Origin of the sequence: Flavobacterium tiangeerense, from assembly GCF_007830355.1 — a bacterium.
GTDB classification, from domain to species: Bacteria; Bacteroidota; Bacteroidia; order Flavobacteriales; family Flavobacteriaceae; genus Flavobacterium; species Flavobacterium tiangeerense.
This window is the reverse complement of the sequence record NZ_VLKO01000005.1, coordinates 253,612-265,554: the sequence shown is the minus strand read 5'-3', so window position 1 is coordinate 265,554 and position 11,943 is coordinate 253,612. Positions and strand designations below refer to the sequence as shown.

Genomic DNA, 11,943 nt, shown 5'->3' with positions numbered 1-11,943 from the left:
CGCAAAATTGCAAGGCATTTTTTTATTATATGATATGCTGTTTTACTTCACAGCATCAATTTTGGCTTTTACTTCAGCTTCTGTACCTTCAAAAACTTCTGTTGTTGTTTTTCCGTTTACTATTTTAGTTACTTTCCCAACAGTATTTCCATTTGTAGAAGAGATACTAACATTCACGGTTTTTTTCTCGTATTTACTAGTATCAAAACAATCTGTTTTTTGAAATTTATATTTACCATTGGCATCAAAATTTGCTAAACATTTTGCTGTTTGTTCAGGTGTACATCCGTTTTCTTTACACATCGCTTCACATTCTGCTTTAGTCATGTTAGCCATTTTTGAAGGGTCACATTTGCCCATACTGTAAACCATTTCTGTCTTAGAATGAGCAGCGCAACAAGACTTAACTGTAGCTACATCTGAATGACCATTTCCTAAAATTGGAGCAATAACCAAACCTATCAAACAAGTCAATTTGATTAAAATATTCATAGATGGTCCCGAAGTGTCCTTGAACGGATCACCAACTGTATCTCCAGTAACCGCTGCTTTGTGCGCATCAGATCCTTTATAGGTCATTTCACCATTAATCATCACACCCGCTTCAAAAGACTTTTTGGCATTATCCCAAGCACCTCCAGCATTGTTTTGGAAAACAGCCCACAAAACGCCCGAAACCGTAACTCCAGCCATATAACCACCAAGCATTTCTGCTATTAATTGGTTGTTATCTGAATACACTAACTTGCCTAAAAGTACAATCGCAATTGGAAAACCAATAGTCAAAACACCTGGCAACATCATTTCGCGTAAAGCGGCTTTCGTCGAAATATCAACGCATTTTGCATATTCCGGTTTACCGGTACCTTCCATAATTCCTGGAATTTCTCTGAACTGACGGCGTACTTCATACACCATATCCATAGCAGCTTTTCCAACTGAGTTCATGGCTAGCGCCGAGAACACTACAGGAATCATTCCACCAACAAATAACATGGCCAATACTGGCGCTTTGAAAATATTGATTCCGTCAATTCCTGTGAATGTTACATAAGCTGCAAATAAGGCTAGTGATGTCAATGCTGCCGAAGCAATAGCAAATCCTTTCCCAGTTGCTGCTGTTGTATTGCCTACTGAATCTAAAATATCGGTTCTGGTACGTACTTCTTTAGGTAATTCGCTCATTTCTGCAATTCCGCCCGCATTATCCGATATAGGTCCAAAAGCATCGATTGCTAATTGCATCGCTGTGGTTGCCATCATTGCTGATGCCGCCAAAGCCACTCCATAAAATCCTGCAAACGCATACGAAGACCAAATTGCTGCTGCAAATAATAAAACCGTTGGGAAAGTTGAAATCATTCCGGTTGCTAATCCAGCAATTACGTTGGTACCGGCTCCCGTACTTGATTTTTGTACAATTGCCATTACTGGTTTTGTACCCAATCCCGTATAATATTCCGTAACCGATGAAATAACCGCACCTACAACCAAACCTACAATTGTTGCGTAAAAAACGCGCATGGACGAGATCTCTTTTGTTCCTTCGCCAAAGAAATCCATCTTCATAGTTTCTGGTAACATGTATTGCACTAGAAAGTAACAAGCTACTAAAGTCAAACCTATCGAAACCCAATTACCAATATTCAAAGCCTTTTGTACTTGCGCTTCTTTGGCATTGTCATCTGTGATTTTCACCAACATAGTTCCGATTATCGAAAATAAAATTCCAAAACCGGCAATTGCCATGGGTAATAAAATGGGTCCAATACCACCAAAAGCATCTTGAATACTTCCACCCATATCTTTAATTACATAATTCCCGAGCACCATTGCTGCTAAAACGGTGGCTACATAAGAACCAAATAAATCAGCACCCATACCGGCAACATCTCCTACATTATCTCCTACATTATCTGCAATTGTAGCTGGATTACGAGGATCATCTTCTGGGATTCCTGCTTCTACTTTACCTACTAAATCGGCACCTACATCGGCGGCTTTAGTGTAAATACCGCCACCAACTCTTGCAAATAATGCTATTGATTCCGCTCCAAGTGAAAAACCTGCTAATGTTTCAAGAACAATGGTCATATCTTCTGTTGAAGTCCAGACACCATTCATAAAAAAATGAAAGAAAAATATAAAGAAAGTAGTCAAACCTAATACTGCTAAACCTGCAACACCAAGTCCCATTACGGTTCCACCACCAAAAGATACTTTTAAAGCTTGTGGCAAACTCGTTCGAGCAGCCTGCGTAGTCCTAACATTTGTTTTGGTCGCTATTTTCATTCCCATATTTCCTGCCAAAGCAGAGAAGAATGCACCAAAAATAAAAGCAACTACTATTAATATATGTGTTGTGGGAACAATAAACGAAATACCAGCCAATGCAATACTGGCTCCAATAACAAAGAAAGTCAATAATCGATATTCTGCTTTGAGGAAAGCCAAAGCGCCTTCGTAAATGTAATCTGAAATCTCTTTCATCTTACCGTCACCTGGATCTTGTTTTAAAACCCATGCTCGTTTTGTAAACATAAATGCCAGTCCAATGAATGCCATGGCGATTGGCAAATAAATCATAATTGTATTCATAATTTTGGTTTGGTTTATAGTTAATACTTATTGTGTAACCAAACGAATTTAAGCAAAAAAGCAACACTCCAAACGGAATATTGCTTTTTTTACAATTATTATGCTAAATTATTACTTAATGCTAAATAAACCTTCTGGTTTGTTTTCGATAGCATTAAAGCGTTCTGTACATTCTTTGATGATAGCGTATGCTTCATTTACATCTCCCCAACCTTCAACATCTACTTTCTTGTTTTCAAGATCTTTGTACACTTGAAAGAAGTGCTCTATTTCTTTTAATAAGTGTGGGTTAATGTCCGAAAGGTTTTCTAATGAATTCCAGATTGGATCAGAAACAGGCACACAGATTACTTTTTCATCTGGTCCTTTATCATCAGCCATGTGAAATACTCCAATAGGTTTTACTTCCATTACACAACCAGGAAAAGTTGGTTCGTTTACCAAAACTAATACATCTAATGGATCTCCATCTAATGCTAAAGTTTCAGGGATAAATCCGTAATCAGCTGGATACATCATTGAAGAAAATAACATTCTATCAAAACGCATTCTTTTTATTTCGAAATCATATTCGTATTTATTTCTACTTCCTCTTGGTATTTCGATTAAGACATCGAAAGTTGTTAATTTGTCTGCAGTCATTTTAGTTTTTCTTATCTATAATTATCCTGCAAAAGTAATCAAACGATACGTTTTTGCAATGAAAATTAAAGGTTATCTCTTCAATAAATTTTAAAAAAACCTACTTTTAATACGTAATGGTTCTATTTCGTTTCTTCAAGTAATGATGCCACAATAAATAAGTCGCATAGGACCGATATGGACTCCACTGCTGTGCGTGTGCATACATAAGTTCTTTGTCATGAATGTCTAGTAATTCTTTTAAAGTATTGACTACTGCTATATCACCAAGTGGCAAAACATCTGGTGCCTGCAAGCAAAACATTAAATAAATATCTATGGTCCAGTTTCCTATGCCTTTGATTTTGATGAGTTCTTCCCGAACTTCCTGAGTGGTCTTATTTGGCAAACTTTCTAAATCAAGCTCTTTATTTAATAGCGCTGTCGCCAAAGCTTTGATATAAGACGTTTTTTGTCGGCTTACGCCAAGATTCCTAAAATCGACATCAGACACATCAAGAAGAATTTCGGGTGCCATCGTTTCTAGAGTACTTTTTATTTTCAAAAAAGTGGCTTTCGCCGAATCAATAGAAACTTGTTGTTCCAAAATTAACAATACCAAAGTCTCAAAACCTTGTGGTCTTTTGGGAACAGTTGGCAATCCGTAATTTTCAATAATTGACTTAAAAATGGCATCTTTTTCTAAAAGGTAGTCGATGGCTTCTTGCATAATTTGATTTTTTAGCCCGGATTACTTCACTTAACATCTATTTTTAATAGGAGTTCAGTGAACTTCGTTTGAAGTGAAAATCCTTTTATCTCGTTTTTTAACGAGATAAAAGATTGTAACGAATAGCCTGAATAGCTCCTAGAAATTAAATCCAAAAGAGCCTTTTACCGTAAAATTATTGGCCCCTGGCGTGTTGAGATAATTACCTCTCCAAGCAAAATCAATACGGAATACTTTAAAAATATTTCCAATACCGGCGCTGTATTCCCAGTAACCTCTTTCTGGCGCATTGTAAACCAAGCCAGATGCATTTATTGCTCTATTACCATCAGTAACAGAACCATATACTCCACGCACTGCTATAATTTCTCTCCAATTGAGCTTGCGCATAAACGGAATTCTAGAAAAAATACGGCCATTAAAGTTGTGATTCCATTGTAAGGTTATGTACTCATCTGAAACGAACTCGTAGAAATTAAGATTGCTAAAAGTGTTTTCGATAGTAAAATACGTTTGATTTCCTGGAATTACGCTCAACAAACCAAGCGGAATTTCTCCAAATGTCTTCCCTACTTCCATGATTAAATTTGTTCTTCCTAGTGGGCCAATAATGATCGGCTGCTTGTAATACAATTGCAACTTATCATATTTAAAATCACTGTCTAAAAGCCCCTTAAAACCATGGCTGTAATTGACAAAGAAGCGGCTATATGGACTATCAACAATACTACGCTCTACGCCAAAACCAATTGTTTTACGTTTTGGAGAAAACTCAATTTGAAGGTTGGCTTCAGATTGTTTTACATCACTTTTGGTCACCTGATTTGCACTATCTGTAAAATAATCCAAACTAAAAGTAGAAGACGCCGACTCAAGAGTACGATACGAAACACCAGCCTGAATCACTACGTTTTTAATAGGTTCTATCTCTAGTGCAATATTGGTTAAGTTAATGTTAGTTAACTTCCCATTACTTCCGGATGAAAAAACAGCTGACGAGGCAAAACTACGCCCCAAAACATCATTGGTTGTGGTTAAGCTCGCGCCTATTTGCTCAATGTCACGCCTGTTTCCTCCCGAAATAATGATTCGGTTTTTTTTATCGACCATCCATTTTCCCGAAACGCCATATTTAAATTTATTATCATTAAAACCGTACGCGGTATAAGCTTGAAGTCGCCAAGGATCATTAGGTCCAAAATACGTTCTACCACCTGCACGCAATCGTATTCCCTCAACTTCATTGAATCCAAAGGATGAAAAAACAGGACCAAAATCAAAATTTTTAAATTCGACATAGCCGCTACCAAGTATAGAAACTAGGTTGTACAAGCGTTTGAATTTATTGACTGTTTGTAGGGTGTCTAACATTTTGTATACCCCTAACTCGTCTTTGCTTAAATTCTCAAATCGGTTGTCGTCCCAATATTCTTCTGATTTGTTATAGACTTCATCATCCATATAATTGACTTCGTCTTTGTAAAAAGATGCCGGTAAGGGTTTGTTGAACTGATGATTTCTAAAATATGTGGTTCGTTTTCCATAGACTCCTTTTGAATCTTCTTTTTTATTCAAGGCAAAGTCAGACATTAAATAATCCTTTGTCAATAAAAAAACGGAGTCACTAACTACCTCAAATTCTTGTTCAATATAAATGTCTTTTACCCAGTTAATATTAGCACTTTTTGTCACTGCCATATTAATTTTCTTGATAGCATAAGTAGAATCATTGACCCAAAAATCTCCTTTAAAAGTCAATTCGTTTTTTCTTCTTGGATAAAAAACAATATTATAACACCATTTTTTATCAATATAGGCACTGTCTCGCAGTACATAATTATACACATCAATTCCTGTTTTAGACAATGGACTCGTAAAACTCTTGTCAAAAAAAGTTAAGTGATTGTTGTAAATGTTATAATCCGAATATAAATCTTTAACAAAAGCTAATATTTGCTGATTGCCATTAAATCCCGATGTTTTACTGGCTTTAATTTTATCTTTTACTTTCTTTAAAACATTATCTCCGTAAACATCATTAAGAGATTCATTAATAAAAATAGGCAAGTACGTTTTACCCGTAACTCTTGATGTATCCATTTGATTGAAGATAAACTCCATGCCCTTGAAAATTTTATTTTTCATGAAAGCACTATCAATGGAGTTCATGTCAAATTCTATTTTCTCGTACTTTTCCATTTGGTATTGATCAAACTGGTACAAACCGTTTTTACGTTTTCGTTCCCAAATTTTCCTCAATATATCTAGCGCAGGATTGTTTTTCTTTGAAGTCTTACCAGCAAAAACCACAACTTCATTTAAACTTTCAGCTTCATTAAGCGTGATTTTAAAATTATAGTTAACTGCTTTTTCTAAGGTAATTTCTCTTTCCGAAAAACCTACTGAGGAAATCAACACAACGGTATACGTCTTTTGGGATTCCAAATAAAAATTCCCATCTTCATTTGTAACGATTCCTTCACTTGATCCTTTAAAAACCACATTAGCAAACGGAATCGGCTGGTTTTGTTTGTCTACTACAATACCGCTTATTTTGGTTTGCGCCAATACGTTATGGAATACACCACAAAAAAACAAAGTCAAAATTAAAAGATACTTTTTCATAACAAATAAAAAAACTTCACCAATAGAAACCATTGATGAAGTTATTAAGGTTAAAAATTATAAATACCAACTCCATCAACAAGAGTTGTACATTACATTTTATTTATACATTACTTTCTTTACCGCTTTCACAACGTCACCAGCATTAGGCAACCATTCTTTCAATAAAACCGGAGAGTAAGGCGCAGGAGTATCAGCCGTTGTGATACGTTGAATTGGTGCGTCTAAGAAATCAAAAGCACGCTCTTGAACAATATACGTAATCTCAGAAGCCACACTTGCAAAAGGCCAAGCCTCTTCAAGTACTACCAAACGATTCGTTTTTTTAACCGAAGTTAAAATCGTTTCATAATCCATCGGACGTACTGTTCTTAAATCAATAATTTCACAGGAAATACCTTCTTTTGCTAATTCGTCAGCAGCAATATGAGCCTCTTTGATAATTTTACCAAAAGAAACAATTGTCACATCAGTACCTTCTCTTTTAATATCAGCAACTCCAAGTGGAATAACATATTCTCCATCTGGCACTTCACCTTTGTCACCATACATTTGCTCAGATTCCATGAAAATCACAGGATCGTTATCACGAATAGCCGCTTTTAATAATCCCTTTGCATCATAAACTGTAGATGGAACTACAACTTTAAGACCTGGAGTGTTTGCAAACCAGTTTTCTAAAGCTTGAGAGTGCGTTGCACCTAATTGCCCAGCAGAAGCTGTTGGTCCACGAAAAACAATAGGCACATTAAATTGCCCACCACTCATCTGACGCATTTTGGCAGCGTTGTTTATAATTTGATCAACCCCAACCAAGCAAAAGTTGAAAGTCATATATTCTACAATTGGTCTACAACCATTCATTGCTGATCCCACTGCAATACCTGAAAAACCAAGCTCTGCAATAGGAGTATCAATCACTCTTTTTTCACCAAACTCTGCAAGCATCCCTTTTGACGCCTTGTAAGCACCATTGTATTCAGCAACCTCTTCACCCATTAAGTATATGGACTCATCGCGACGCATTTCTTCACTCATCGCTTCGCAAATAGCCTCTCTAAATTGTATCGTTCTCATATTATATGTTGTATGTATCTAATTTTCGAAAAGCAAAAATAAATATTTTAAATCACTTAAAAGCATAAAACATACTAAATTAATTCAGGATTTACACGGATGATTTTTAGGAGCTTTTTCCGGCTCTACGCTGTATCTTCCTGTGGCTAAAGGAGCCACAAGAAGGATGCCGCTACTATCCGGGCTACGAAAACGTTGTAATTTTAAAAAAATATTATGCACGCATAGTATATTATTCAAATTAATATTTTAAATTTGTAAAAGAAATTAAGATTAATAAAAAATATAGGTATGAAAATATTAGTTTGCATCAGTCACGTTCCTGATACTACATCAAAAATTAACTTTGTCAATGGAGATTCTGAATTTGACACAAACGGTGTTCAATATGTAATTAACCCAAATGACGAGTTTGGTCTAACACGTGCTATCTGGTTTCAAGAGCAACAAGGTGCTACTGTTACTGTTGTAAATGTTGGAGGTCCTGATACTGAACCTACTTTAAGAAAAGCTTTAGCAATTGGTGCGAACGAAGCTATTCGTGTTAACGCAACGCCTACTGACGGATTTTTTGTGGCTAAACAATTAGCCGAAGTAATCAAAAACGGAGGATACGATATTGTTATCGCTGGAAAAGAATCATTAGACTATAACGGCGGAATGGTACCTGGAATGATCGCTGGAATTTTAGGTTATAATTTCCTAAACTCTTGTACTAACTTAACAGTTGACGGAACTGCTGTAAAAGCAGTACGTGAAATTGATGGTGGAAAAGAAACTGTTGCCACTACATTACCATTAATTATTGGTGGACAAAAAGGATTAGTAGAAGAAAAAGACTTGCGTATTCCAAACATGAGAGGAATTATGACTGCAAGAACAAAAGCTTTGACTATCCTAGAACCAGTAGACGCTACTGTAAACACAAAAGCAGTTAAGTTTGAAAAACCTGCTCCTAAATCAGCTGTGAAACTGGTATCTGCAGATAATTTAGATGAGTTAATTAACTTATTACACAACGAAGCAAAAGTAATCTAACTGTCATAAAGTCGAATGTCGAAAGTCGAAAGGAAAGAAAGTAACAATAACTTCCCTTTATGACTTTAGACTTTAAAACCTTAAGACTAAAATAAAAAATTATGTCAATATTAATATACGCGGAATACGCAGAAGGAAAATTCAAAAAAGTAGCATTCGAACTAGCTTCTTACGCAAAAAAAGTGGCTGAAACGCTAGGAACAACAGTTACAGCTGTTACTGTTAATGCAAGTGATGTATCTGAATTAGCAAAATACGGAGTAGACAAAGTTCTTAAAGTAAACAATGATAAATTATCTGGTTTTACTGCAAAAGCTTACGCTGACGTTATTAAGCAAGCTGCACAACAAGAAGGTTCAAAACTAGTTTTATTATCTAGCACTACAGACAGTATTTACTTATCATCACTAGTTGCAGTTGCACTTGAGGCTGGATTTGCATCAAACGTGGTAGGTTTACCAGTTTCTACAAGCCCTTTTCAAGTAAAAAGAACTGCTTTTTCAAACAAAGCTTTCAATTTCACACAAATAGATACCGATGTTAAGATTTTAGGCTTAGCTAAGAATTCGTATGGTATTTTTGAAAGTCCAGTTGCAGCAACCGAAGTAGACTTCAGCCCAGCAATCGGTGAAAATGATTTTGGGGTTAAAGTAGAATCTGTTGAAAAAGGTTCTGGAAAAGTTTCTATAGCTGATGCTGACATTGTAGTTTCGGCAGGACGTGGACTTAAAGGTCCAGAAAACTGGGCAATGATCGAAGAACTAGCAACAACACTTGGTGCTGCAACAGCTTGTTCTAAACCAGTTTCTGATCTAGGATGGAGACCTCACGGAGAGCACGTAGGACAAACAGGAAAACCAGTAGCCACTAACTTATATATTGCTATTGGAATTTCAGGTGCTATACAGCACATTGCTGGAATTAACTCTTCTAAAGTTAAGGTAGTGATCAATAGCGATCCTGAAGCACCTTTCTTTAAAGTTGCTGATTACGGAATTGTAGGTGATGCCTTTGAAATTGTACCTCAATTAATTGAAAAATTCAAAGCCTTTAAAGCGCAAAACTAATAAGGAAAAAGAAATCATTACAACATTTTAAATGCTACTTAAATCAAGATATTTGTATCTTTGCTTTTAAGTAGCATTTCTTTTTAAAGGAAATGCCACTTACTTTTAATTTAAAAAAAAGTACTTTGTACTTTTCCATCAACACAATTATGAGCTTAGTTAAACTATCTATAAAAGGAATTTCATACAGTCAAACTCAAAACGGAGCCTACGCTTTAATCTTGAACGAGGTTGACGGCGAAAGAAAACTACCCATTGTAATTGGTGCTTTTGAAGCCCAATCCATTGCCATTGCATTAGAAAAAGAAATAAAACCACCACGTCCTTTGACTCATGATTTATTTAAAAATTTTGCAGAACGCTTTGATATTGTAGTAAAACAGGTAATCATTCACAAACTTGTAGATGGTGTTTTCTATTCAAGCATTATTTGCGAAAGAGACAAAATTGAGGAGATAATCGACGCTAGAACATCTGATGCTATAGCGCTGGCTCTGCGTTTTAAAGCTCCTATTTTTACTTATAAAAACATTTTAGACAAAGCTGGTATTTTCTTAAAAACAAATCCACTTGATCCCAACAAAGACAATCAAGACCTAGACGATGTATTATCAAATCCAGACACTTTTGGTCATGAGGACGAATCTAATCAAGCCGGAGATACCTATTCTAAACATACTTTGCCAGAACTTCATGATTTACTAGATCAAGCTGTAACAAACGAAGATTATGAAAAAGCGGCTAAAATACGTGATGAAATTTCAAAACGATAAAACAAGAAATCCATAAAGGATCCTAATTTTTTAGAATTGGCAATACTAAAACAGTGAAACATTTATTAGAAAACTGTTTTATTAAATCCTATATTTGATTACAATTACCTATAAATCAAACTATGAAAACAAAACTTGCCTTACTCCTACTTGTATTAGGATGCAGCACTGATGCTTTTTGCCAAGACATCTATTTGCATTGTGGAAAAATATTAAACACCTTAACTGGAAAAGAACTGGTAAACCACACCGTAATTGTTTCCAAAAATAAGATTATAAAGATTCAGGAAGGTTTTGTATCGAAATCTCAACCAAATGATATCGAAATAGACCTTAAGAAAAAGTACGTTTTACCAGGATTAATTGATCTTCACGTTCATATTGAGGGCGAACACGACACTAAAAGCTATATGTCTAAGTATCTAGAAAACGAAGCAGACATTGCTTTTCAAGCTGTTCGTTGTGCCGAAGTAACCTTACTTTCAGGGTTTACAACCGTACGAGATTTAGGAGGAACTGGAGTTAATATATCAATTAGAAACGCGATTAATAAAGGCATTGTAAAAGGACCACGTATTTTTACAGCAGGAAAATCTATAGCTACTACAGGCGGTCATGCCGACCCAACAAACGGTAGTAATCGCAAGCTTGTAGGTGATCCTGGACCACATGAAGGGGTAATAAACTCACCAGAAGAAGCCGTAAAAGCAGTTAGAGAGCGCTATAAAGAAGGTGCCGATGTGATTAAAATAACTGCAACTGGCGGTGTGTTAAGCGTTGCAAAAAGCGGCAAAAATCCTCAATTCACTTTAGAAGAAATAAAAGCAATCACCTCAACAGCTAAGGATTATAATATGCTAACTGCTGCGCATGCTCATGGTGACGAAGGTATGCAAAGAGCAATCATTGGCGGAATTAAAACCATTGAACACGGTACTTTTATGAGTGAGGAAACGATGGAGTTGATGAAAAAATACGACGCTTATCTTGTTCCTACTTTAACTGCGGGAAAAGAAGTAGAGAAAAATGCTGAAATAAATGGGTACTATCCTGAAATTGTAGTCCCAAAAGCAAGAGAAGTAGGTCCTCAACTGAAAGCAACTTTTGCAAAAGCATATAAAAAGGGCGTTAAAATTGCCTTTGGCACCGATGCAGGTGTTTTTACCCATGGGAATAATGCAAAAGAATTTGGTTATATGGTAGAAGCCGGAATGCCCGCGCTAGAAACAATACAAGCCGCCACAATTACAAATGCATCCTTATTAGGAATAGCTGATACTGTAGGTCAAATAAAAGAAAATTTTCTTGCAGATATTATAGCAGTTGACGAAAGTCCTATTACAACAATAAAAACACTTGAAAAAATAGTTTTTGTAATGAAAGACGGTAAAATTTACAAAAACTAACGTTTTGA

The 11,943-nt window shown here is 35.8% G+C and carries 9 protein-coding genes; 4 read left to right on the top strand and 5 right to left on the bottom strand.

From position 1 onward, the window contains the following. Positions 1-42 precede the first annotated feature (42 nt). The 5 genes from IQ05_RS07410 to IQ05_RS07390 form a co-directional block, all read right to left on the bottom strand. Positions 43-2,598: a sodium-translocating pyrophosphatase gene (locus IQ05_RS07410; RefSeq protein WP_144891550.1), complete on the bottom strand. Its 2,556-nt coding sequence runs from the start codon at positions 2,596-2,598 to the stop codon at positions 43-45. Positions 2,599-2,709: 111 nt separating this feature from the next. Continuing rightward, positions 2,710-3,240, bottom strand: coding sequence for an inorganic diphosphatase (locus IQ05_RS07405; protein ID WP_144891548.1), 531 nt, complete (start codon positions 3,238-3,240; stop codon positions 2,710-2,712). Positions 3,241-3,346: 106 nt separating this feature from the next. Then, positions 3,347-3,949 carry a DNA-3-methyladenine glycosylase family protein gene (locus tag IQ05_RS07400; RefSeq protein WP_144891546.1) on the bottom strand — a complete coding sequence of 201 codons (603 nt, stop codon included), beginning with the start codon at positions 3,947-3,949 and terminating at the stop codon, positions 3,347-3,349. A gap of 138 nt (positions 3,950-4,087) precedes the next feature. After that, positions 4,088-6,574: a DUF5686 and carboxypeptidase-like regulatory domain-containing protein gene (locus IQ05_RS07395; protein ID WP_144891545.1), complete on the bottom strand. Its 2,487-nt coding sequence runs from the start codon at positions 6,572-6,574 to the stop codon at positions 4,088-4,090. 99 nt (positions 6,575-6,673) lie between these two features. After that, a complete protein-coding gene (locus IQ05_RS07390) occupies positions 6,674-7,651 on the bottom strand; it encodes a pyruvate dehydrogenase complex E1 component subunit beta (RefSeq protein WP_144891543.1) in 978 nt (325 codons plus the stop codon). Positions 7,652-7,942: 291 nt separating this feature from the next. Here IQ05_RS07390 and IQ05_RS07385 point away from each other — a divergent pair, with 291 nt between their 5' ends. From IQ05_RS07385 to IQ05_RS07370, 4 genes are all read left to right on the top strand, one after another. After that, positions 7,943-8,689: an electron transfer flavoprotein subunit beta/FixA family protein gene (locus IQ05_RS07385; protein WP_144891541.1), complete on the top strand. Its 747-nt coding sequence runs from the start codon at positions 7,943-7,945 to the stop codon at positions 8,687-8,689. 101 nt (positions 8,690-8,790) lie between these two features. Next, positions 8,791-9,756, top strand: coding sequence for an electron transfer flavoprotein subunit alpha/FixB family protein (locus IQ05_RS07380; RefSeq protein WP_144891538.1), 966 nt, complete (start codon positions 8,791-8,793; stop codon positions 9,754-9,756). Between the two features lie 149 nt (positions 9,757-9,905). Continuing rightward, entirely contained in the window at positions 9,906-10,529 is a 624-nt protein-coding gene (locus IQ05_RS07375) for a bifunctional nuclease family protein (protein WP_144891536.1), read from the top strand. A gap of 122 nt (positions 10,530-10,651) precedes the next feature. Next, positions 10,652-11,935 (top strand): metal-dependent hydrolase family protein, encoded by a 1,284-nt coding sequence (locus IQ05_RS07370; protein ID WP_144891534.1) that lies wholly within the window; start codon positions 10,652-10,654, stop codon positions 11,933-11,935. Positions 11,936-11,943 lie beyond the last annotated feature (8 nt).

Excerpts from the sequence above, each read along its gene's own strand:
- IQ05_RS07390 (WP_144891543.1), bottom strand. The coding sequence starts at position 7,651 with ATGAGAACGATACAATTTAGAGAGGCTATTTGCGAAGCGATGAGTGAA.
- IQ05_RS07405 (WP_144891548.1), bottom strand. The coding sequence starts at position 3,240 with ATGACTGCAGACAAATTAACAACTTTCGATGTCTTAATCGAAATACCA.
- IQ05_RS07395 (WP_144891545.1), bottom strand. The coding sequence starts at position 6,574 with ATGAAAAAGTATCTTTTAATTTTGACTTTGTTTTTTTGTGGTGTATTC.
- IQ05_RS07370 (WP_144891534.1), top strand. The coding sequence starts at position 10,652 with ATGAAAACAAAACTTGCCTTACTCCTACTTGTATTAGGATGCAGCACT.
- IQ05_RS07380 (WP_144891538.1), top strand. The coding sequence starts at position 8,791 with ATGTCAATATTAATATACGCGGAATACGCAGAAGGAAAATTCAAAAAA.
- IQ05_RS07410 (WP_144891550.1), bottom strand. The coding sequence starts at position 2,598 with ATGAATACAATTATGATTTATTTGCCAATCGCCATGGCATTCATTGGA.
- IQ05_RS07375 (WP_144891536.1), top strand. The coding sequence starts at position 9,906 with ATGAGCTTAGTTAAACTATCTATAAAAGGAATTTCATACAGTCAAACT.
- IQ05_RS07400 (WP_144891546.1), bottom strand. The coding sequence starts at position 3,949 with ATGCAAGAAGCCATCGACTACCTTTTAGAAAAAGATGCCATTTTTAAG.
- IQ05_RS07385 (WP_144891541.1), top strand. The coding sequence starts at position 7,943 with ATGAAAATATTAGTTTGCATCAGTCACGTTCCTGATACTACATCAAAA.